The organism is Listeria sp. ILCC796, assembly GCF_900186175.1.
Taxonomy (GTDB): domain Bacteria; phylum Bacillota; class Bacilli; order Lactobacillales; family Listeriaceae; genus Listeria; species Listeria goaensis.
Genome location: NZ_FYBV01000001.1, coordinates 96112 through 118737, shown reverse-complemented (window position 1 = coordinate 118737; position 22626 = coordinate 96112). Strand labels below are relative to the sequence as shown.

Annotated in this window: 27 protein-coding genes; 7 read left to right on the top strand and 20 right to left on the bottom strand. The window is 40.8% G+C overall.

Annotated elements, in window-relative coordinates; all coding sequences use genetic code 11:
* Positions 1-8: 8 nt before the first annotated feature.
* A complete protein-coding gene (locus CFS04_RS00620) occupies positions 9-497 on the top strand; it encodes a molybdenum cofactor biosynthesis protein B (RefSeq protein WP_088808669.1) in 489 nt (162 codons plus the stop codon).
* A 45-nt stretch (positions 498-542) separates the two neighbouring features.
* On the opposite strand, the gene moaA is transcribed toward CFS04_RS00620, so the two are convergent.
* From moaA to CFS04_RS00590, 6 genes are read right to left on the bottom strand one after another with little or no spacing between them, the layout of a single operon-like run.
* Complete coding sequence (moaA, locus tag CFS04_RS00615) at positions 543-1547, bottom strand: GTP 3',8-cyclase MoaA (protein ID WP_088808668.1); 1005 nt, start codon at positions 1545-1547, stop codon at positions 543-545.
* Between the two features lie 11 nt (positions 1548-1558).
* Positions 1559-2035, bottom strand: a complete 477-nt coding sequence (moaC, locus tag CFS04_RS00610; protein WP_369821452.1) for a cyclic pyranopterin monophosphate synthase MoaC — start codon at positions 2033-2035, stop codon at positions 1559-1561.
* Complete coding sequence (locus CFS04_RS00605; RefSeq protein ID WP_088808666.1) at positions 2035-2277, bottom strand: MoaD/ThiS family protein; 243 nt, start codon at positions 2275-2277, stop codon at positions 2035-2037. The genes moaC and CFS04_RS00605 overlap by 1 nt, the downstream gene beginning before the upstream one ends.
* The gene (locus CFS04_RS00600; protein WP_088808665.1) at positions 2264-2686 is read right to left on the bottom strand and encodes a molybdenum cofactor biosynthesis protein MoaE; all 423 of its coding nucleotides are present in this window, start codon (positions 2684-2686) and stop codon (positions 2264-2266) included. Before CFS04_RS00600 ends, CFS04_RS00605 begins: the two co-directional genes overlap by 14 nt.
* Positions 2683-3171: a molybdopterin-guanine dinucleotide biosynthesis protein B gene (gene mobB / locus CFS04_RS00595; RefSeq protein ID WP_088808664.1), complete on the bottom strand. Its 489-nt coding sequence runs from the start codon at positions 3169-3171 to the stop codon at positions 2683-2685. Before mobB ends, CFS04_RS00600 begins: the two co-directional genes overlap by 4 nt.
* Positions 3150-4361 (bottom strand): molybdopterin molybdotransferase MoeA, encoded by a 1212-nt coding sequence (locus CFS04_RS00590; RefSeq protein ID WP_088808663.1) that lies wholly within the window; start codon positions 4359-4361, stop codon positions 3150-3152. Before CFS04_RS00590 ends, mobB begins: the two co-directional genes overlap by 22 nt.
* Before the next feature lie 168 nt (positions 4362-4529).
* Here CFS04_RS00590 and CFS04_RS00585 point away from each other — a divergent pair, with 168 nt between their 5' ends.
* Genes CFS04_RS00585 through CFS04_RS00575 form a run of 3 tightly spaced genes read left to right on the top strand, consistent with a single transcriptional unit; the run spans position 4530 to position 6411 of the window.
* The gene (locus CFS04_RS00585) at positions 4530-5201 is read left to right on the top strand and encodes a molybdenum ABC transporter permease (RefSeq protein WP_088808662.1); all 672 of its coding nucleotides are present in this window, start codon (positions 4530-4532) and stop codon (positions 5199-5201) included.
* Positions 5202-5234: 33 nt separating this feature from the next.
* A complete protein-coding gene (locus CFS04_RS00580; protein WP_088809060.1) occupies positions 5235-5867 on the top strand; it encodes an ATP-binding cassette domain-containing protein in 633 nt (210 codons plus the stop codon).
* A complete protein-coding gene (locus CFS04_RS00575; protein ID WP_244169911.1) occupies positions 5842-6411 on the top strand; it encodes a molybdenum cofactor guanylyltransferase in 570 nt (189 codons plus the stop codon). Before CFS04_RS00580 ends, CFS04_RS00575 begins: the two co-directional genes overlap by 26 nt.
* Positions 6412-6464: 53 nt before the next feature.
* Here the strand turns inward: CFS04_RS00575 and CFS04_RS00570 are convergent, their stop codons facing one another.
* The 4 genes from CFS04_RS00570 to CFS04_RS00555 all read right to left on the bottom strand — a co-directional run bounded on the left by CFS04_RS00570 (position 6465) and on the right by CFS04_RS00555 (position 10679).
* Entirely contained in the window at positions 6465-7343 is an 879-nt protein-coding gene (locus CFS04_RS00570; RefSeq protein ID WP_088808660.1) for an ROK family protein, read from the bottom strand.
* Positions 7344-7437: 94 nt separating this feature from the next.
* Positions 7438-7779 (bottom strand): hypothetical protein, encoded by a 342-nt coding sequence (locus CFS04_RS00565; protein ID WP_088808659.1) that lies wholly within the window; start codon positions 7777-7779, stop codon positions 7438-7440.
* A 12-nt stretch (positions 7780-7791) separates the two neighbouring features.
* The gene (locus CFS04_RS00560; protein WP_088808658.1) at positions 7792-9702 is read right to left on the bottom strand and encodes an OPT family oligopeptide transporter; all 1911 of its coding nucleotides are present in this window, start codon (positions 9700-9702) and stop codon (positions 7792-7794) included.
* A 206-nt stretch (positions 9703-9908) separates the two neighbouring features.
* On the bottom strand, positions 9909-10679 hold the full coding sequence (locus CFS04_RS00555) for a Cof-type HAD-IIB family hydrolase (protein ID WP_088808657.1): 771 nt from the start codon (positions 10677-10679) through the stop codon (positions 9909-9911).
* Between the two features lie 443 nt (positions 10680-11122).
* On the opposite strand from CFS04_RS00555, the gene CFS04_RS00550 reads away from it, so the two are divergent.
* Positions 11123-11332 carry a DNA-dependent RNA polymerase subunit epsilon gene (locus CFS04_RS00550; RefSeq protein WP_088808656.1) on the top strand — a complete coding sequence of 70 codons (210 nt, stop codon included), beginning with the start codon at positions 11123-11125 and terminating at the stop codon, positions 11330-11332.
* 6 nt (positions 11333-11338) lie between these two features.
* The gene (gene rnjA / locus CFS04_RS00545) at positions 11339-13006 is read left to right on the top strand and encodes a ribonuclease J1 (protein ID WP_088808655.1); all 1668 of its coding nucleotides are present in this window, start codon (positions 11339-11341) and stop codon (positions 13004-13006) included.
* A gap of 31 nt (positions 13007-13037) precedes the next feature.
* Here rnjA and CFS04_RS00540 read toward each other — a convergent pair whose 3' ends face one another.
* The 10 genes from CFS04_RS00540 to CFS04_RS00495 all read right to left on the bottom strand — a co-directional run bounded on the left by CFS04_RS00540 (position 13038) and on the right by CFS04_RS00495 (position 21371).
* The gene (locus CFS04_RS00540) at positions 13038-13697 is read right to left on the bottom strand and encodes a TrkA family potassium uptake protein (protein ID WP_088808654.1); all 660 of its coding nucleotides are present in this window, start codon (positions 13695-13697) and stop codon (positions 13038-13040) included.
* Between the two features lie 15 nt (positions 13698-13712).
* Positions 13713-14354, bottom strand: coding sequence for a response regulator transcription factor (locus tag CFS04_RS00535; RefSeq protein WP_088808653.1), 642 nt, complete (start codon positions 14352-14354; stop codon positions 13713-13715).
* Positions 14351-15409 carry a sensor histidine kinase gene (locus tag CFS04_RS00530; protein ID WP_088808652.1) on the bottom strand — a complete coding sequence of 353 codons (1059 nt, stop codon included), beginning with the start codon at positions 15407-15409 and terminating at the stop codon, positions 14351-14353. Before CFS04_RS00530 ends, CFS04_RS00535 begins: the two co-directional genes overlap by 4 nt.
* On the bottom strand, positions 15406-16119 hold the full coding sequence (gene liaF, locus CFS04_RS00525; protein WP_088808651.1) for a cell wall-active antibiotics response protein LiaF: 714 nt from the start codon (positions 16117-16119) through the stop codon (positions 15406-15408). Before liaF ends, CFS04_RS00530 begins: the two co-directional genes overlap by 4 nt.
* 105 nt (positions 16120-16224) lie before the next feature.
* Positions 16225-17103, bottom strand: a complete 879-nt coding sequence (locus CFS04_RS00520) for a S1 RNA-binding domain-containing protein (protein ID WP_088808650.1) — start codon at positions 17101-17103, stop codon at positions 16225-16227.
* 120 nt (positions 17104-17223) lie between these two features.
* Complete coding sequence (locus tag CFS04_RS00515) at positions 17224-17919, bottom strand: copper homeostasis protein CutC (protein WP_088808649.1); 696 nt, start codon at positions 17917-17919, stop codon at positions 17224-17226.
* An 89-nt stretch (positions 17920-18008) separates the two neighbouring features.
* Positions 18009-19460 (bottom strand): PTS transporter subunit EIIC, encoded by a 1452-nt coding sequence (locus CFS04_RS00510; RefSeq protein WP_088808648.1) that lies wholly within the window; start codon positions 19458-19460, stop codon positions 18009-18011.
* Between the two features lie 32 nt (positions 19461-19492).
* Positions 19493-19966, bottom strand: coding sequence for a PTS transporter subunit EIIC (locus CFS04_RS00505; RefSeq protein ID WP_088808647.1), 474 nt, complete (start codon positions 19964-19966; stop codon positions 19493-19495).
* A gap of 21 nt (positions 19967-19987) precedes the next feature.
* Entirely contained in the window at positions 19988-20818 is an 831-nt protein-coding gene (locus CFS04_RS00500) for a PRD domain-containing protein (protein ID WP_088808646.1), read from the bottom strand.
* A gap of 61 nt (positions 20819-20879) precedes the next feature.
* Entirely contained in the window at positions 20880-21371 is a 492-nt protein-coding gene (locus CFS04_RS00495) for a PTS glucose transporter subunit IIA (protein ID WP_088808645.1), read from the bottom strand.
* 256 nt (positions 21372-21627) lie between these two features.
* Here CFS04_RS00495 and CFS04_RS00490 point away from each other — a divergent pair, with 256 nt between their 5' ends.
* Positions 21628-22488: a mechanosensitive ion channel family protein gene (locus CFS04_RS00490; RefSeq protein WP_179946362.1), complete on the top strand. Its 861-nt coding sequence runs from the start codon at positions 21628-21630 to the stop codon at positions 22486-22488.
* Positions 22489-22626: the final 138 nt, after the last annotated feature.

The following is a 22626-nucleotide window of genomic DNA, read 5'->3' as shown; positions in this document are numbered from 1 at the left end:
GCATTTCAATGCATGCAGGCAATTCATTTGTGGCGACTGTAGCCATTTTGACGATTAGCGATACGCGGACTTTTGAAACGGATTCTAGCGGAGCTTATATTGAAGAGAGTTTAGCGGCATCGCCTCACCGCGTTTTAAAGCGCGTAATTGTGCCAGATGACGCGGTGCAAATTAAGCAGGCAATGGAAGCTCTAAAACAAGAGGACATACACTGTATTATTTCGACTGGTGGTACGGGACTTGCGAAACGCGATGTAACATTCGAAACGCTTGTTTCGGAAATCATACAGGAAATCCCCGGCTTTGGTGAGCTTTTCAGACAAATTAGTTTTGCTGAGATTGGCACAAGAGCCATGGCAACCCGTGCGTTTAGCGGATTCCTAGATAACGATATTTTATTTTTTGCGTTACCGGGTTCAAAAAACGCCTGCGAAACGGGTATGAAACACTTAATTTTGCCGGAGATGGGGCATCTTTTGGCAGAACGACATAAATAAAAATGCAAAAAGGACGAAACCTTTTCCGAGATTTCGTCCTTTTTATTATCCACCAATCTGGCTCATTCGTCGCCAAGTTGGTTTATGCGAAGTATCCTCATCTTGAAGTTTCAAGGCCATTTCGTGATTTTCAGGCTTATTGTCAATGGATTGTTGCACAATCTTCATCAATTCTTCAGGATTATTTTGAATGTACGGGCGAATATTAAGCTCCTCGTCCCAGTATAAACATGCTTTAATGTAGCCATCTGCCGTCAGACGCAGCCGATTGCAACTCGCGCAAAAATGCGAGCTCACCGGATGGATTAAGCCAAAAGTCCCGGCCGCCCCTTTCAAGCGGTAATTCTCAGACGGACCGTTTCCTCTCACTGAATCGACCGCTTCATATTCAAACCCAACTTCTTTACACTTGTCAAAAATGGTCGTTAAAGACAAATATTTCTTCTTCCAACTATTTCCAGCATGACCAATTGGCATGTACTCGATGAACCGAATGTTAATATCTTTATCCTGTGTAAACTTTAAAAAGTCGATAATTTCGTCGTCATTCTGCCCTTTGATGAGGACAACATTTAATTTAATCGGAAAAAGGCCCACTGCTTCCGCTTTTTTTATGCCGTCAAGTACCTTCTGTAAGCGCCCACCGCGTGTGATTTCCTTGAATCGGTCCGCTTTTAAAGAATCAAGGCTAACATTAATTCGCGAAAGTCCCGCTTCTTTTAGAGCTTCTGCTTTTTTAGCCAAATACATGGCATTTGTTGTAATCGCGATGTCTTCAATTTCTGGAATTGCTGCGATGCCTCTGACGATTTCGACAATATCCGTCCGGAGAAGCGGTTCCCCGCCTGTTATCCGTACTTTTTTTATGCCAAATTGCGCCATAATTTTCATGAAATCGACAATTTCGTCCTTTGATAACACTTTTTCGTGAGGTAAGAATTTAAGTCCTTCTTCTGGCATACAATAAACGCAGCGTAAATTACAACGATCCGTAACCGAAATTCGAATGTAATCATGCGCCCGACCAAAACGATCCGTTAAAACTTGCACAGCTATTCCCCCTATTTTGACGAAAATTCGCCACTTTTACCGCCTGATTTTTGAAGCAAACGCGTCCGTGTAATTTCCATGCCGCGGTCCATGGCTTTACACATATCATAAATGGTGAGTGCCGCGATGCTTGCTGCTGAGAGTGCCTCCATCTCGACCCCTGTTTTGCCAACTGTAACCACCGTCGCTTGGATGGTCAGCGTCCTGTCACCGTCATCTTGAAACGATAAATCCGCTTTTGTCGTCATTAACGGGTGACACATGGGGATAAAATCGCTCGTTTTTTTCGCAGCCATAATGCCAGCCACTTGAGCTACGGCCAAAACATCACCTTTTGAAATTTTACCTTCTTTAATGCGCGTTAATGTTTCAGGTTGCATCACAACAACTGCTTCTGCAACCGCAATTCGTTTTGTTTCATTCTTCTCTGTCACGTCTACCATTTGAGCGCGCTTTTCTTTGTTAAAATGTGATAATTTATCCATCATCAACCTCCACTAACAGGCGGAATGACCGCAATTTCTAGAATTGACTCGGGTAATTCATCTGTATCTTGTTTAAATTCCATGTTGACGGCAAGCATAGAGCGGTGTAAGTCATCTGCGATTTCTGGAAACTCACTGCTAATTAAATCCCGCACATCGCCTACCGTTTGGCAGCCTGTCACGTTGAGTGCAGCTTCAGGCGCGACTTTTTCTGTCAAATAGGCAAAAAACTTAATGGTTGTCATCGTTTAAGCCTCCCCATCTTACTTTATCCGTATCGAATTCCTCTTTCCAAATGGGAACCGATTTTTTCAACTGCTCAATAATATAGCGAGAGCCTTCATAACTTTCAGCGCGATGCTTCGTTGCGACACCAATAAAAACGGCAATATCTGAAAGTTCTAGGTCGCCTAGGCGGTGCACAATAGCAACACGTGCATCAAATTTAGCTTCTACAAATTGGGCAAGCTTTTCCATTTCTAAAAGCGCCATCTCCTCGTAGGCTGTGTAACGCATTCGCTCCGTCTGAACTTCCCCCGTCCATTCGCGAATCGTACCTACAAATGTATTGATTCCGCCGTATTTAGCGTCAATTAGAAAATCATACAGCGGCGCAATTTCAATTTTTTTATGTGTTAATTCTACCCTTTTCATTCTAAAAACTCCCCAATTAACGATTCTAAAAATGCCGTTCTCGTTTCGTTTGTCCCAATGAAAGTCACTTCATTCTGTTCCAACCTCACAAGGGAAACAAACGCGATAATTTGCCCTACTTCCTGCTTAAACCACATCATCTCGTCTGCCGAACGCAGAAGGACAATTTTAGGAAAAGGCGCATTTTTATAGCCTTCTACGAGCGTTATATCTGCTGCCCCTAATTTTGCAATCGCATCATGAAGTGTGACATTTTCCTGACTGACGATGGCGTATTTTTCGCTAGACGTAATCATGACCGCATCCGCACCTTCTTCTGCAAAAAAATACGTATCCGTTCCGATATGATCCATCTCAAAATCATGAGCGTCATGCTTAATGGCGTGAACTGTATAGCTTTGTTGTTTCAACATGCCGATAAAATCGCGAATGAGCGTCGTCTTACCGCTATTTTTAAAGCCCACTACTTGGAGGACAATAGCCATACGCTAACCTCTTCTCCTTTTTTCTTGCCGACTTGTCCCCGCGGAATCATAATTAAACAGGTTGCTAGATGCAGGTTGCCAAGCGAACTCGACATATCACTTCCTACTTTGGAAACAAAAAAGGTGCCTGCTTGCTCGCTATATGTGCCGCGTAAGAAGCGGTCGTAGCCATTATTTTTTAAGTAGTCTTCTGCCATAATCCCCGTCACCTCACGAATCGGTAACTTTTTCCCCGAAAGTTTCGCAAGTGCAGGTAGAACAAACAAATGATAGCCTGTAAAACACGCGCCTGGGTTGCCAGACAAGGCGATTAAGAGTTTGCCGCGAAAGCGCAGAGCCGTGGTTGGACTGCCGGGACGCATTTGGATTTTGTTGAAAAGAAGCTCGTTTTGGGTCGCGATATCGGCCATAAAATCATAATCGCCAACGGACACCCCGCCAGTTGTAATAATCAAATCTGCCGTTTCGCTTGCCAAAGTCAATTTTTCAAGTGTCAATTCGTAATCATCTGGCAGCGCCTCTTGGAAACAAATTTCGCAATCAAATTCTTCTAGGAGCGTGCGCAACAGTGCGTCATTACTATTATAGATTTTCCCATCTGGTAAAGCTTCAAATGGTGAGACAAGCTCGCTTCCAGTTGAAAAAATAGCCACTTTGGGGCGTTGAATGGTATGTATTTCCGTTATGCCAAAAGCAGCAAGCAAGCTTACTGAACCCGCGTTTATGACATGGCCTTTCGGAAGTAAGACGTCACCAGCGCGAAATTCTGCTCCCACTTCAGTAATGTTGCTTTGTGGTTGCGTATTAATTAAGGTGATAAAACCGTCTTCCGCTCGTTTTGACTGCTCCAGCATAATAATTTTAGCGGCTCCATCTGGCACCTTTGCACCGGTCATAATGCGAACCGTTTCTCCTTTTTTTAGCGGCTTGTCATACGTCGCACCACATGGCACTTCGCCCACCACACGAAGCGTAATCGGATAGTTCCAATCATCAGCCGCGCAAATCGCAAAACCGTCATAGCCTGACCTGCGGAAGTAAGGAAAGTCAAACGGCGCAAGAATAGCGCGGCTTAACACCCTTCCTTTACTTGAATAAAGCGCGGTCAATTCTTCACTTAATGTGACTGATTTCTCGACCACGATATTTTGAGCTTCTTTGTAGGAAATCGAATCCCGTTTAAACGTCATAAAAACCCCTCATTTTCTGTATGCGTTTACTTTATACTAATATAACGTAAATGAGCGTATTTGAACAGTGAAGCCGTTTGATTTCGGCTAATCATTGACATTTTATAGTCCAGAAAGCGATAATAATAGCAGAAAACATCTTCTTTTCTTGGCTTGGAGGTCATCAATATGTTTACGCCTGTTTGGCATTCTATTTTTGTGGCGGTTATTTCTACAACTATCGCCTTTTTCGCTATGTTACCACTTAGTTATTATTTTGCAAAACGGAAATCAAAAATTCAGCTTCCAGTTGAAACTTTAATTTTACTTCCACTCGTCTTACCACCAACCGTTGTTGGTTTAATTTTGCTTTCTATTTTTGGGAAAAACAACCCGTTTGGGGGCATGATTTGGGATACCTTCCATTTTAGCTTTATCTTTTCGCTGGCTGGTGCTATCGTTGCTACCGTCATCATCATTTTGCCCATCATGTATCAAGGTTTAAAAGCGGCGTTTTTATCCATTGATCACGAACTCGTCTGGGCAGCGGAAACGCTATCTGCAAGTTCCGGTCAAATTTTCCGCAAAGTCATTCTGCCAAATTGCTGGCAACCTATTTTAGCTGGTATTCTGTTAAGCTTTTGCCGCGCAATGGGTGAGTTTGGCGCAACCCTTATGGTCGCTGGTTACATCGAAGGAAAAACCGATACGATTGCATCAAGCATTTATTTTATGGTACAGCAAGGAAATATGAAACTTGCCTTTTATTTAGGACTTCTAAATTTACTTATTGGCGTTGTGGCACTCATGATTATTCATGTTTTAACCGTTAGACAAAGCAATTTGATGAGGGGGATGTAAAACGTGACTTTACAACTTCAATTTACTAAAAAAATGCCTTTTCATGATTTAAAAGTGGATTATACTTTTGGGAATAAAATCACCGCGATTATGGGAGCGAGCGGTGCCGGGAAATCAACGCTATTTCAATGTATAAGCGGCTTGAAGCGAATTGATTCTGGCATTATCCAGTTTGAGGATATCGCTTTCGACGACACGTCTATTGCCCTTCATTTGCCGACAGCAGAACGAAAAGTAGGCTACTTGTTTCAAAATTTAGCGCTCTTTCCCAATATGAACGTGTACGACAATATTTCTTTTGGGCTTAAAATGAATAAAGCTAAGCGAAAAGATACAGCAGCAATCGAACGCCAAGTTCGCCACATCGGCGATTACTTGCAAATTTCACACTTGCTTTATTCTTCCGTTCAAAAGCTTTCTGGGGGCGAAAAACAGCGTGTGGCGATGGCGCGCGCAATGATCATTAACCCGAACCTGCTCCTGCTTGATGAACCGTTTAATGGGCTTGATGAGGATACGCGCCACCTTTGTATGGACCTTGTTCAAAATATGGCTACGGATTTCAATTTACCTGTCATTTTTGTGACGCATTACCGTTTTGAAGCGCAAAAAATGACGAACGAAATTGTGATTTTAAAGGATGGTCACCTTGAAAAAGACGCCTAGTGTTGCCATAATTTTAGCTGGTGGGAATTCGACGCGCTTTGGCTGTGACAAGGCGTTCTATGTCCCGGAAGGTAAAACGAAAACGTGGGTGGAGGAACTTGTAGCCAAACTAACGCCCGTCGTCTCACTGATTTATATTTCCATTCAGGAAAAACAATTGGGTAAGATGAACACCCTTTTTTCTCAAAACGAAAGAATTAAACTGGTTGTCGATGAGCCAGAACTTGCTGATTACGGCCCGCTTGGTGGCCTTTATAGCGTTTCGCGCATGTTACACGGGGAAAATTGCCTGATTACACCCGTCGATGTGCCGCATATCCAAACAGCCGATTTTGTACGCCTTCTTGCCGCTCAGAACGTCTATGTCAAAACAAAAGAGCATGACCACTATTTAATGGCACATCTTCCGAATTTCAAAAGCGCCATCGCAAGTTGCATCCAGCTGGATGAGCATCGCGTGATACATCTTTTAGAAAAACTGGGCACTGCCCCGCTCTTTTTCAACGACGAACTGGCCTTCCTCAACCAAAATACGCCGTTATAATATGAATTTAAAAAGGCACAGCTCTAAAATGAGAGCTGTGCCTTTTTGAAATATCAGCCTGAAATTTGGCTTTTGAAGTATTCTGCCGCTCCAATTAGGTTGGCTTGATTTTGGAACTCGCATTGTCTGAGTTCTGGCGCAAAGTAGCCCCACTCCTTTTCTTCCAAAAAAGCGTCCATTGTTTGCTTCATTTCAGTAAGAAAAGCTTGGCGCGACGAAATCCCACCGCCTAGAACGATGCAGTCTGGGTCGAAAGCAACTTGCAAGTTAAAAATGCCAAGCGCAAGCGTGTGGTAAAATTTCTTGATTTCTTCTTGTGCGACTGTGTCTCCGTCTTCTGCACGTTTAAAAATAATTTCTCCGCTTAACGAGCCCTTTTCTTCTCCTGTTCGCTTACTATAGCGTTCTACGATGCGGACAACCGTGCCGAGTTCACTAAAGGTTTTATCGCCTTCTAAAAACATCATGCCGTATTCGCCAGCATAGCCATGTTTTCCTGTGTACAGCTGACCGTTTTGAATGAAAACACCACCAACCCCAGTTCCGAGAATTAGAAATAGGACGTTCGGTAAACCTTTCGCTGCCCCACAAATTGCTTCCGCCATTCCGGCCGCATTCGCGTCGTTAATCATTTCTACTGGCAATTCGAATAGCTTTTTTAATTCTTCTTTGATTGGAAAGTGGTGAATATACGGAATAGCACTAATGCCATCGATAATCCCTTGTTCGTTTAATACAACGCCCGGGGCACTAATTGCGACGCCTGAAAACGAAAATTTATTTTGCCGACTTTCAAGTTCCTTTTTTAATAACGCTTTCATTTCGTCCCAAGTTTTAGGTGTTGGAAATGAAAAAGTGTCTTCGAGCGCATTATTATGCCAGACGCCGCCTTTTACACTTGTACCGCCGAAGTCAAAAACTAGTAGATCCATTCTATTCCCTCCAAAAGCTTTTTCTTAATTAATGCCATAGTTTTTCGTATCTGTCAAAAAAAAGCTGGGAATGTTTTAACATTCCCAGCTTAGGTTAAGCTTTTCTCCATTTTAGCCAACCGTATGATTCGACAATTTGCAGGAAGCGGACTAAGCGTGATAGGCTCATTTCATCTTCATTACCGAAGGTTTCATTAAACTCTGCTTCAAGATCAAACACGTTTTTTTGCCCGTCAATGCGGCTTAAAATAAATTCGCCTTCTGCATCTAATTGAATTTTACGAAAGGCTTTTTGTTTAAAAAAGCGGACTGCTATTTTTTCAATAGGGTTATTTCGTGCCACAAGTAAATACGCTTTATCGCCTTCTTTCGTGACTTGCAATTTATCTTTTAAAACCGGAATTTGATGGAGCAAATTCACTTTTTCTTTTGCCACAAAATGTCCCTCCTATTTTGCTTTTTTAGAACGTGGAACGGTTGAAATATAAAGAAGTGTACAGATGATTATAAAGACGATAAATGGTAACCACTGATTTTGAATGAGCACTTCTGTTGGAATGATGTTTGCGTTAATCGAAATGATGAAAGCGATAATAACGCCGAGTAGCGATTCACCGGCAATTAAACCGGATGCGAACAATGTCCCACGCTCAATTCTTTCTGCGCCTTTTCCTTCTGTATCTTTTTCTTTTTTATGCTTAATAACTGCATTTACAATCATTCGTACGAAGCCACCGAACATAACGGTTGCACTAATGTTTAGTGGCAAGTATAGGCCTACTGCAAATACGAGTGAATTCATGCCTAAAAATTCAATGACAATCGCAATTGAAACGCCGATGAATATAAGCGTCCACGGTAAATTGCCATTTAAAATTCCTTCTGCAAGAATTTTCATAAGCATTGCTTTTGGAGCTGGCAATTCAGCCGAACCCATGCCATAAGCATTGTCAAGTAAGGTTAAAATATATCCCATAACAAGACCACTAGCAAGTACACCTATCATCATTGCGACTTGTTGTTTCCAAGGAGTTCCACCAACTAAATAACCTGTTTTTAAATCCTGAGAAATATCTCCTGCAACAGCAAGCGCTGAGCAGACGATAGCCGCAACGGTTAAGGTTAATATGATTCCTTCATCACCGTGATAACCAAAAGCTTTATAAACGAGCGCAACAATAAGTAATGTTGCAATTGTCATACCAGAAACTGGTGAAGAAGAACTTCCGACAATCCCTACAATACGAGAAGCAACTGTTACAAATAAAAAGCCGAAAATACCGATGGCAAGCGCACCAATAATCCCTACATTTGTGAATGGATCAAAGGCGATAATGACGAGTAGAATTGCAATACAGATGATAACCCATTTCATTGGAATATCTTTATCTGTACGTTCTAATTCAAGCATTTTTCCACCTTTATTTTTGTTCATACTTTTCATTGTGCTGCGTAAAGTTTGAATAATGGCTGGTAAAGTTTTGACAAGTGTAATCAGTCCACCTGCCGCAACTGCCCCTGCGCCAATATATCTTATGTAATTATCCCAAATTCCTGCTGCATCAAGATTTTTAAGTGCTTCACTTGCAGGAAAAATAATTTGCGCACTCTCTCCCCCGAAAAAGGCGATGGAAGGTACTAAAACTAATGAAGCCATAAGGCCACCAGCTACCATTTGACCAGCAATTTTAGGGCCGATAATAAAGCCGACACCGACTAATGCTGGATAAATTTGAGTTCCAATGAAGGCTTCTTGAAATTTATAAACGCCGACTTGGATTTCACTTTTAAAAAGTTTAAAGCCGTCTGTAAGTATTTTTACGCTACCGCCTGCTAAAAAGCCAAGTGCGACTAATTTTGCTTGTGAGCCACCTGTTTCACCAGATTTTAAAACTTCTGCACAAGCTGTTCCTTCTGGGTATGGAAGAGTCTCATGTTCATTTACAATGAGCATTCTTCTAAGTGGAACCATCATGAATACGCCAAGGAATCCCCCGACAAGAACGATGAATATCAACATAATTTGCTTAATTTCAACACCCATTAAGAATAGCGCCGGAATCGTAAATACCGCTCCTGCACCTAAGGCTTCGCCGGCTGTTGTCATTGTTTGTACAATATTATTTTCTAAAATGGAATCCCGCTTAAAAATACCTCGTAATATCCCCATCGAAATAACTGCGGCTGGAATAGATGCCGATACTGTTAGACCTACCTTTAATCCTAAATAAGCATTTGCTGCGCCAAATAGAATGGCAAGAATGATACCTAGAACGATAGATGTAACCGTAAGTTCTGGAAGTGATTTCGATGCAGGGATATAAGGAACAAATGGCTTACGCCCTTTTTGTTCACTCATATTAACACTCCTTTATATTTATTAACTGCTTTACAGCATAAAAGCAACATCTAATATAGTACACCTGTCACATGACTTTTACAACATATTTTACGTAAATAAGAATAAAACCATACATATTTCACCAAAAAAAAGACCCGTTTTTCCACAAAACAGGTCTTTTGACTTATCGCTATCTTAATATTATTCAAATTAATAGAATTTTCCTACAGAATCCCAAGATGTTGAAGTGCCTTCATAATACCATCTTCTTCGACTGAATGTGTGACGTAATCTGCTACAGCTTTGACTTCATCGCGCCCATTTCCCATTGCAACGCCGCACCCAACTTCTTTTAACATATCAATATCATTAAGGCCGTCACCAAATGCGTATGTGTCCTCCATTTTAAACCCGAGCTTTTTAATTAACTCACGAATGCCTTTTGCTTTTGATCCGTTCGCTGGACAAACATCAACGGAAACGTCGTGCCAGCGTAAGAAACGATACTGCGGGAATTTTTCCGCGTAAAAATCATCATCTTTTTCGGCGCAGAAAAGGAGGCATTGATAAATGTTGCGTCCCTTATAATAGTTGGCATCTACTTTTGGATATTCACGTTTAATAGATGACATGCCTTCTGCTACACCAGGGTGATCAGGTAAATTTACTCGAAGTGAATCGCTTGCTGAAAATACGATTGGATTTTCTCGTTCAGTTGCAACTGTAATTAAGCGTTCAAGGGATTCTTGTGGGAGCGGATTTTTATAAATGACTTCTCCTTCAAAAATAACATATTGTCCATTGTAACTGACAAAGGATTGAATATTTAATTCTCTTGCAATTTCATCTAGCATAAACGGTGCTCTTCCTGTTGCAATGGCCACAAAAATGCCTTTTTCTTGAAGCTTTTGAACGGCTTCTTTTGTGGAAGCTGGAATTTCTTTTGCTTCATTCACAAGTGTGCCATCTACATCAAAAAATACAATTTTACTCATTTAGACATACTCCTCAGTACTTAGACTTCTACTTTAGTATAACAAATTCATTTAAAAAGTGGGAAAATCCATCTAAAAACAGCTTTTTTACGAAAATAAGGCATATTCTAGTAGCATTTATGTCATTTTATGGTATATTAGAAAGCAAGGATATTGTTCGGAGAAAAAGAATCTTGAAATACATTTGGAAAAAGGAGTTTTTAATGACGTTCACATCCCACAAATTTGTTTTAAATTCGTGGAATGATGGTATGTTAATTAAAACCTTACATGACACTTTATGATGCACGCAGATAGGATTAGCTTGTCCTGCTGTGCTACTTTACTTTTGTCTTTTTCCATGCCTACAAATTAATATCCGCAAACACTAAAATCAAAGTTTAGGACTTGTAGAGTTTACAAGCTGACTTTTTTTAATTTTTTATAACTAAGGAGAGAAAAAAATGATTTTTAAAGTATTTTATCAGGAAACAAGTACTGAAACACCTGTTAGAGAGAAAACACAAACTTTATACATGGACGCAAATGATGAAGTTGAAGTACGCCAAAATTTAAAAAATGAACCTTTCCACATCGAATTTATCGAAGGTTTGAGTGACAAGCATTTAGCGTATGAAGAAGGACAACCGGGCTTTTCGCTCTGGAAGAAGTAAGATTTTATGAAATTTGTAAAAAATAATGAAACGGCTGTTTTCGCCTTGGGTGGACTTGGTGAAATCGGTAAAAATACGTATGGCGTACAATTTCAAGATGAAATTATTTTGATTGACGCTGGAATTAAGTTTCCAGAAGATGAGCTATTAGGGATTGATTATGTCATTCCTGACTACACTTATTTAGTGAAAAATAAAGATAAAATTAAAGGGCTTTTTATTACGCATGGTCACGAAGATCACATTGGTGGTGTGCCCTATTTACTTCGCCAAATTAACATTCCCATTTATGCAGGGAAACTAGCGAGCGCTCTTATTCGCAATAAATTAGAAGAACATGGTTTACTTCGTCAAGCTAAAATTTATGAGTTTGAAGAAGACGATGTATTTAAATTTAGAAAAACGAGCGTTTCATTTTTCGGAACAACGCATAGTATTCCGGATACGTACGGTGTTGTCGTTAAAACACCTTCTGGTAATATTGTGCACACTGGTGATTTCAAATTTGATTTCACACCGGTTGGCGAGCCTGCTAACTTAACTAAAATGGCTGAAATTGGAAAAGAAGGCGTGTTATGTCTTTTGTCAGATAGCACAAACGCTGAAGTTCCTAACTTTACGATGAGTGAACGCGTTGTTGGGGAAAGTATTAAAAACATCTTCCGTGATGTACCTGGTCGGATTATCTTCGCCACATTTGCTTCCAACATTTATCGTTTGCAACAAGTTGTGGAATCCTCACTTGAAACGGGACGCAAAATCGCTGTTTTTGGTCGGAGTATGGAGTCCGCGATTGAGATTGGTCGTGAACTTGGCTATATTAAAGCGCCGAAAGATACTTTTGTTGAAGCCAACCAAATCAATCGTATTCCGGCAAATGAGTTAACGATTCTTTGTACAGGAAGTCAAGGGGAACCAATGGCGGCACTTTCGCGAATCGCAAACGGGACGCACCGTCAAATTCAAATTCAACCAGGCGATACGGTTGTCTTCTCCTCGTCCCCGATTCCGGGAAACACAATTAGCGTCAACCGTACAATTAACTTGCTTTATCAAGCAGGCGCAGAAGTTATTCACGGAAAAGTAAACAACATTCATACTTCTGGACACGGCGGCCAACAAGAACAAAAACTAATGCTTCGTTTGATGAAACCAAAATATTTTATGCCGATTCACGGGGAATATAGAATGCAAAAAATCCATGCTGAATCAGCAGCAGAGTGCGATGTGCCACTTGAAAACAGCTTTATTTGCGGCAATGGTGATGTGCTTGCGCTAACAAGTGATTCCGCCCATGTGGCAGGTAAAATTCAAGCAGCAAACGTCTACATTGATGGCAGCGGAATTGGTGATATTGGAAATATCGTCTTGCGCGATCGTCGCATTTTATCTGAAGAAGGTCTTGTTACTGTGGTCGTTTCAATTGATATGAAAAACTCAAGAGTAATGGCTGGACCAGATATCATTTCCCGCGGATTCATTTATATGCGCGAATCAGGAAATTTAATTGGCGAAGCACAAGACTTGCTTAAAAAACATTTAAATAAAGTTATGGGACGTAAAACGACGCAATGGTCGGAAATTAAAAATGAAATTACCGACACACTACAACCATTCCTATATGAAAAAACAAAACGTCGTCCAATGATTTTACCAATCATTATGGAAGTATAAAAAAAACGAGTGGAAATTTCCACTCGTTTTTCTATTGGATTTTTTCTTGTAGACGTTCAATATCATCATCAGAACCGATTACGATAAGAATGTCGCCATCGTGTAAAGCAGCCTGCGCTTCTGGTGTGATAATCATTTGTTTGTCGCGTTTGATACCGACGATATTGACGCCGTATTCATTTCGGAAATCGAGTTCTTGTAAGCTTTTTCCGAGGAATCTTGGATCAGACACAGCAATTTCTACAAGACTGTATTCATCGGAAAGTTCCAAGTAGTCGAGCATGTTTTTTGATACGATGTAGTGGGCAATTCGTCGTCCCATGTCGCGTTCTGGGTGAACGACTCGATCAGCTCCAATTTTATCGAGCAATTTGGCATGTTTGTCACTAGTCGCTTTTGCTGTCACGAATTTAACGCCCATTTCTTTTAAAATGAGGGTTGTTAAAATACTCGACTGAATATCTTCACCGATTGACACAATGACGTGTTCAAAATTTCGAATGCCAAGCTGACGAAGCGCGTTTTCGTCTGTTGAATTCGCAATAACCGCATGGGTTGCAATCGACATATATTCATTGACGCGCTCTTCACTCGAATCAATCGCGAGTACTTCCATTCCCTGCTCTATAAGAGAGCGGCAAATACTTCCACCAAAACGGCCGAGGCCGATAACTGCAAATCCTTCTTTCATTCTAAAAACGCCTCTCTATCCTTGATTTTTAACCAAATCATGTTTAAAAGCATAAATCGCTGCTTGAGTCCGGTCCTGCACGTCTAGTTTCGATAAAATATTGCTGACGTGTGTTTTTACGGTTTTGAGTGTAATGAAAAGCTCATCGGCAATTTCTTGATTTGATTTTCCTTCTGCGATTAAAAGTAAAATTTCATTTTCGCGATTTGTTAAATCATCATGCAAGTTCTTTTCTGGTTTTGCGGTTAGTCGTTGCATCATTTTCCCGGTCACTTCAGGTTCGAGCACAGAATCCCCGCCGTATGTAGCGCGAATGGCATCAGCAATTTCACTTGCTGTCGATGTTTTCAGCATGTAGCTACTCGCACCAGCTTCCAGTGCAGGATACACTTTTTCATCATCAATAAAACTTGTGACGATGATGATTTTCGCTTCTTTCCATTGTTGCATAATTTCTTTTGTTGCTTCGATTCCGTCCATTTCTTCCATGACTAAATCCATTAAAATAATGTCGGGGCGCAGGTCCATTGCCATTTTTACGCCTTCAAGACCATTTTCTGCTTCGCCTACGACTTCCATATCATCTTGGACAGATAAATAAGCAGATACGCCAATGCGTACCATCTCATGATCGTCTACTAATAAAACTTTTATCATTCGTCGTCCACTTCCTTCTCCGCCACTAACGGAATTTTAATCTCTACACTTGTTCCCTTTTTGGGAAAACTAATTATTTTAATGACCCCGCCAAATTCAGCGACACGTTCACGCATATTTTGTAAGCCGTATGAGCCTTGGGGCACATTATTCATGTCAAAACCGATTCCGTCATCTACGACTTTTAAAACGGCTAAATTATCAATGAAAACAAAACGAACTTCAAGCAATTCCGCTTTTGAATGACGTAGCGTGTTGGAGAGTAATTCTTGTACAATACGGAACAAATGATCTTCAATTCCTTTTTGCAATTTAATATCTTCAATTTGCCACTCCACTTTAATTGGCAGTTTGGTTGTTAGCTCTTTTAGAAGCTGTTCCATACCTTTTTTGAGCGACTTTCCTTCTAGTTGCGTTGGACGTAAATGCAAGAGTAGCGCACGCATTTCAGATTGAGATTCATTTACTATTGATTCTACCATTTTTAATTGTTTCTGCAAAACGGGAGAAGCATTGTTCTCAACTTGTTCATTCAGCGCTGATAAAAGCATCATGGCGGCAAACAATTGCTGGCTGACAGAATCGTGCAATTCACGCGCGATACGGTGACGTTCTTCTGACAGAATCGCTTCTTTTGTTTCACCGCTTGTTTCTGCTTTTTCGCTTGCTATTTTTTGCGTTAAGAGCGTTTGGGATTTCATTTTTTCGCGCAGCTGATCGATTTGTTTGTACACTTGCTGTACTTCAACAAAATTTTCTTCATCTTCATCGTGAACTTTCTTTTCTAAATCCCCTTGTTCAAGTAGGCGAATTGCAAAATCGATGCCTTCAAATTTCTGTTTAATAACATACCCAGAAACAGCCCCGATAATTACACCTGCTGAAACAGCCGTTAGTGGTACAAAAACAACGTAAGGTAAATATAGGATTTTAGATTGAAATAAGAGCTCATACCAACTTAAATTACTTGCGAAATAGTAAATGAGCGTTCCGACAAGCGTAGCCCCAAGTAATAGAGCTGAACAAAGCGCCATTTGGGTCTTCGTATAAGTCATAGACGAATCACCTCTAAATCTCCAAACACAACGGATGTGACGATTTTAATTTTACGTGCTGAACGATCATAATTATCCGAGTAAATCTTGACCGTATTATTTTGCATCATTGTACTTTGCTTATCATATTGTAATTTACCGAAAATAGCTGAGTGCTCTAGGCAAATGCCAATATCAAATGGAACAAGCAACCGAATTTTCCCGGATATACCACGAATCATAATAATGCTTTCTCCTGTAGGTAAAACGGTGTTCCCGAGATCAATTATCGTATCACCGATTCCAGTTTGCACATTAATATCTTCCCATTCATATACAACATCTAACACACGCTGATTGCCGAACCACTGATTGCGAATGAAATGGTTCGTCTTATCCGTTTTTGATTCAGGCTCACTTGTTTCAAGCATAAGTAGTTCTGGCGCTCGTTTACGACCAATGTAATGAAAAATCGCAAAGATTCCAACAATCACTAACCCTACTTTAAACGTAGAAGTGAGAAGAATGGCTATTAAAATAAATACGGCTGCTAAAAACAAACGATTGCGTTGCTTCCGCTTTGTTAAATCAGTCTTGCGCGAAGAAAATAGTAAGAAAATACCGATGGCAAGCATGATTAAAAGTTGCCATTTAAATAAAACTTCTAAACCAATTCCAACAATGACGATAATAAGACCAATAAAAAGCGTGGAACTTTCGAATTTTTTCATGACGAACACCTCCTTTTTTTGTCTAAATCAAGCCGTTAATAGGTTCATTATAGAAAACTCCGCTTAATGGGACAAACCGCTATAGCTGTAAGCGTGTCTACAACTTTAGTCGGATTCAGGCGGTGCTGTATTTAATTTCGTTATGAGTCCGTCTTCTTGTGTGACTTTGCGTGCTTTCATTAGTGTGCCAATTGCGCGTTTGAACTGGGCTTTGCTGATGCCGAATTTAGCGCGAATGGCATCGGGATCTGATTTATCGCCAAATGGCATTTCGCCGCCGACACTGTTTAAATAGGTCAAAATCATTTCGGCGTCGTCACTGAGCACTTCATGGACCCGGCCGCGCAAGGAAAGATTTAACGTGCCATCTGGTTTTACGGCAATGACGCGCGCCTTTACGTATTCACCAAGTCGTGGTTCGCTCGTGCGTTCGCTTTCGTGAATGAAGCCGATTGCATAGTTGTCCGTCAGCACAAATGAACCGATTTTTAGGAGCTTATAGACCGTACCGGATACATTTTGGTTGAACATATCTTCTTTTGCACGTCTTGAAATGGCTTTATATTCGGTTTCCGAACCAAGCTCGCCCCAAATCCGATGCTTTTCATCCACCCGAAGAGAGAGCATTAAGCGGTCGCCTTTTTTCGGCCAGAGGTGCGTAAGTGCGGGCAGGTCGTCCATGGAAACGACGATATCTTTTTCGATGCCGATATCGACGAAAACGCCTAAATCTTTTCGAACATTTGTGATGGTTCCAAAGCCGTAATGCCCCACTTGGACTTTTGGTATTGTCGTGGTTGCCGTAACTTCGTGGTCATAATCGATGTAAACAAAAACCTGAATGTCGTCGCCTACCGCGAGGTCTAGGTTTTGGCTATTTCCTTTTTTTAATAAAACGAGTTCGCCTTCTTTTTCTAAAAGAAAACCGTCTTGTTTAACTTCTTTCACTGTCATCATTTGGCTTTTGCCAATTAAATTTTGCACAATTTTTGCCACCTTTTCCGTATATTCCTTGGTCTATTATAGCTTATCTTGCGCGAATTAGATAGCTAAAAAGCCACCAAAATTGGCGGCTTTTCAGAGCATATTTTATTTGGCTTACATTTAGAGGGAATGAATGGCTTGTTGTAATTTTGTGATTTTTTCTTTGTCGAGGGAATTTGCGAAACTACTGTCTTTTCGGGCACCGCTTCCAACGTGATAATCCGTATGGTTCAAAGCTTCCTGAAATTGTGCAATGTTTTCACTCGATACGCCGCTTCCGACAAGTATGCGGAATGAATTCGGTGCATTTTTACTATCTGCTATCCATCTTTTCAGGCGTGGAATCGAATCAAGCGCGCTATTTGTGCCTCCAGACGTCAAAATTTGGTCAATCTCTTCGCCGTATCCGCGGAGCACTTGATAGGCTTCCTCGATGTCAGACGCGTCCTCTAGCGCCCGGTGAAAAGTAAGTTTTAAGTCACCTTTCCAGCTAATCACTTTTTCAAGTAATGCCGTATCAATCTTCCCTTCTTTGGTTAAAGCACCGAATACAATTCCTGTTGTGCCCACTTCTTTTGCGACTTCGATATCGCGTTTCATGGCGCGAATGTCTGCATCATCATATGTAAAAGAAAAACTGTGTGGCCGAATCATCATCATCGCTTCTAGCTTCGAATTTTTAACAATTTCAGAAATGGCTCCGTAACTTGGTGTGAGTCCGCCTTCACTAATCGCCGAAACAACTTCCATTCGGTCAGCGCCAAACTGTTCCGCGCGTTTTGCATCTTCGGCATTTTGAACAATGACTTCTAACAAATTTATCCACTCCATTCTTTCTTCATTATCGCCAATTTGATTAGGCTTTTCAAGTAAAAAAGAGCGAGAATTAATTCTCGCTCTTTAGATTATTTCCCAGTAATGTCATGCAATTTATCTGCGACGAATTCAACGTCTGCGCCGACGATAATTTGAACATTTTCTTTATTAAGTTTAACGACACCGCGGGCGCCTGATTTTTTAAGCGCTGGTTCGTTGAGTAAATCCGAATCTTTCACTTGTAAACGTAAACGAGTTGTACAGTTGTCAACTTTCACGAGATTGTCTGGTCCGCCTAGGCCGCCTAAGTAGCCACGTGCCATTTCTTCGTATTTATCGACTTTACCGCCAACTGGCATTTCTGCTTCCGTAGAACCGACTGCTGCTGCGGCCGTTTGAACGCTTGCATTTGGCATTTCTGCTGCTAATTCTTCTTCCGTTTCATCTTCACGTCCTGGCGTCTTCAAATTGAATTTCTTGATGACGAAATAGAAGAGGACGAAATAAATGAGTGTAAAGATGAGCCCAATTGGGATGAGCTGCCATGCATTATGGCCCTTCGTGAAGTTTAAGGCGAAATCGATTGCCCCGGCGCTAAATGTGAAACCAAGTTTTATTCCGAGAAGGTTTGTAATAAACATCGACACACCCGTTAAAATGGCGTGAATTCCGTATAGGAACGGTGCGATGAACATGAACGTGAACTCGATTGGTTCGGTAATCCCAGTTAGAAACGCGGTAAAAGCAAGCGAGAACATCATCCCACCGACTTCTTTGCGGTTTTTCTTTTTCGAAGTGAGGTACATCGCAAGTGCAGCGCCTGGAAGACCGAACATCATGATTGGGAAGAAACCTACTTGGAACGTTCCAGCTGTTGGATCGCCTGCGAAGAAGCGGTTAATATCCCCGTGTACCATTTGGCCTGCGGCATCAATAAAGTCACCGTAACCAAACCATAAATATGTGTTTAAAACGTGATGGAGCCCAGTTGGAATTAATGCGCGGTTCAGTACGCCAAATACTCCCGCACCAAATGCACCAGCGCTTGTAATCCAGCCGTTAACAGCGTCAAGACCATCTTGAATCGTTGGCCAAGCCCAACCAAATAGAGCAACTAAAGCAAGTGCTGCAATTGCATTTACGAGAATCGCTACGTGGCGACCATCAACAAAATTTTGATTTCCAAAAAACTTTTTATCATATAAGTAATTGTACAAAATTGGTGCGGTTAATCCGGCGATGAAACCAGCAAAAACGCCCATGTTGATGCTTTCATTTACACCGATAACACCAAAGTTTAAAATAAAGAATACGAGCGCGCCATTTAAGCCGGCTGCTCCGCTATTATCACGAGATAGACCGATGGAAATCCCGATGGCAAATAGTAAAGATAAGAACGTGAATAGTGCTGCTCCCCCTGAGTGGATGAATGGTACATTGAATACATCATCTGCTCCTAGTCGGTTTAAAAGGCCTGCTGCTGGCAATACGGCAATTGGCAGCATGAGCGCTTTTCCGATTTTTTGCAATCCACCTAACATTTCATTTCCTCCATTTCATTTTTTCGATATGTTTAGAATATTGCCGCAACGAATGCGCCAATGAATAAGGCTACAACAGATGTTATAATCGGAACAAAACGACGTCCACCGAAAAAGGCGAGCCATTCTGGCAAACGAATATTATAAAATTTATTGTATAAAACGCCTGCTGTTATTCCCATGTAAATTCCACTGAAGAAGTTGAAATTCGCTGAAAATTCCGTTGTTGTAAAGACTCCATCTTTTGGATAGTTTAGCGATACAATAACGGCTCCGTAAACTAACCAACCGACAGCACCTGCAAGGGCTGCTGCTCCGCTTTGATCTTTCGACATTCCGATTGCGATACCCATCGAAACAATTAATGGGAACATGAGCACAAGACCATCATAAATGGATTTCATTGCGTCCATTCCAGTTTGGCTCGCTACCCAGAAAATACCCATAATAATAAGGGCAACAATTGGGTACACAGCGCCAATCGCGAATCTTTTTAATACATCCATCTTTATTCCTCCTAAATAAGTTTAATTTCCCCAAAAACTCCTAAGTCTTTCAATGTGAAGGGCAATATATCCTAATTCCGCATCAGGCAAGGCTTTTTTGTAATCTCTTTGCAAGAGAAGTGCAACCTTCTTCGCGGTATTAAAACTAAATTCAAATTTGGACTTAATCATGTTTAGCATTTCATCGTCCATCGTATGTAATTCTTTTTTCTCTACACGGTTTAAAACAAAACGAAGATGTGTGATAAGTCGCTCATAGGCAATATCTTGGCCTGAAAGGGAGACGTTAAGTTCTGTCGTAATCGTTTCAACCATGCTAGAAATAATTGTGGCTTGGCGTACACTTTCATGAATGTCGCCTGAGCCTATTTTTGCGGTATGAATGTGCAGTGCAATATAAGCCGCCTCATCAATTGGCATATCAAGACCAAAGCGTTCTTTCACATGATTAATCGCCCATAAACCTATCTTAAATTCTGCTTCATATAATACTTTAATTTCATTCAAAAGTTTATTTTGCAAAATAATGCCTTCTTTTATTCTTTCAATGGAAAAGGCAAGATGGTCTGTTAACGCGATATGAATGTGCTCGCTTAGCTTTCCGCCTAAAGTGGCTTCTGCATATGAAATAATTTCTTCAGAGATAGCAAAATATTCTTCGTTGATACGATTTAATAGTTCTTGAAAATGTTCCGCTTCTTCTTGCATGACAAACATTTTTTCAATTTTACTTGGCGAGATAATATCATTGCGTTTTTTATTAAACGCGATGCCACCACCAATTGCGACTTTTTCTTGGTCACCATCACGAACGACCACCGCATTATTATTTAATATCCGAATAATCTTCATGTTGGCTCCCCCTCTTATCGCAATTTTTAAGCAAGGGAGCCGTAACTCCCTCACTCAAAACTTATTTTAATTTTGAAACAAACACTTCTGTTTCGCCAGCAATTGTGTTGGTTACAGCTTTCCAGTCGAAATCAAATTTATCTTCTGCACTGTTTGTCACAACCATTGGAATGATTGTACTGCTCGCATTTTTCTCAATGAAATCTAAATCGGCTTTAATGAGCGCGTCGCCTTTTTTCACTTTTGCACCCATTTGCGTGAGCACTTCAAAACCTTCGCCTTTTAAAGCAACCGTTTCAAGACCGATGTGAACAAGAATTTCTTGACCAAGTTCTGTGCGAATTCCAAAAGCATGTTTTGTGTCAGCAAGCTGAATAATTTCTCCATCAGCAGGTGCTACAATCGTGCCATCAGTTGGTTTAATGGCAATACCTTCACCCATCATTTTTTGGCTAAACACTGGATCTGGTACTTCGTTAAGAGCGACAAAAGTTCCTGTTGCATGTGCAAAAATCGTTTCGTCTTTCTCTTTTTTGAACATTTTTTTAAACATTATCCATTCCTCCTAAGCATGCTTTCTTTTCCAATTGGTAATAGACATAAAAAAGGCACGGAGGGTGCAAAAACTCGGCAGTAAAACCAGCTTCACCTCTCCATGCCTGTTCGTGACAGTAACATGAAAGCATATTTAATAACTTTTTCAAATCTATCTTACTCTTTAAAACAAAAAAATGCAACCTTTTTTTTCACACTTAATGTGTTCCGTTGCTGGATAGCGCTTCGTTTGATACAATGGACTAGAATTTAGAATGAAGGACGTGACACATATCGTGAATCAGTTTTCAAAATGGTTAAGCACAATTGATTGGGATGCTTTCTGGGGGAATGTTATTTCCATTGGGATACGCGTTGCCCTATTAATTGTATTATATTTTGTATTAAATTATGTCGGTCGGAAAATCATTAAAAGTTTTTTCAAAAAATATCGCGCCAATCAAGCGGTTTCGCCTGGTCGGGCAGACACGCTTGAAGGCTTGACTTTTAATGTTTACAGCTACGTTTTATTTTTCACCTTTGCGATTTTGATTTTGCAAAATTTCATGGACGTGACGGCAATTATTGCGGGTGCCGGGGTGCTAAGTTTAGCGATTGCCTTTGGGGCACAGGGGCTTGTTAGCGATGTAGTGACTGGATTCTTTATTTTGCTTGAACGTCAGCTTGATGTTGGTGATAATATTACGCTTGATGCTGTGAATGGGATTGTGGAAAACTTGGGGCTCAGAACGACGCAAGTGCGCGATTTCGACGGGACGCTACACTTTATTCCAAACCGCCAAATTATGGTCGTGAGTAACCATTCGCGCGGAAATATGCGTGTGCTTGTTGATGTGGCGATTAGTCCAACCGCCGATACGGAAAAAGCGATGCAGATTATTGGTCAAGTTTGTACAGAAATGAAAGAGCACAATAAAAACATCGTGGAAACACCGGTTGTGCTTGGCGTGGAAAATTCAGACGGAACAAACATGATTATTCGTGTTGTTGGAAAAGCTGTGAACGGTGAACAATTCAATGTAAAACGCGATTTATTGAAAGAAATTCGGGCCGCACTTGTGGCTGGCGGAATTGACCTGCCTCTTCCAACTGTTGTGGCAAATCCGGCAAGGTAAAAGCAATCCTTTTTGTACTAAATTTCTTGAAATAGCAGCATTTTTAAGAACTCTGTAGAATCTAGGAAAAAACAAAATTAAATTTTAAAATTATTCTTATCTGAAAGGTTTATAGTGCATCGCTCATAAAAAATATGT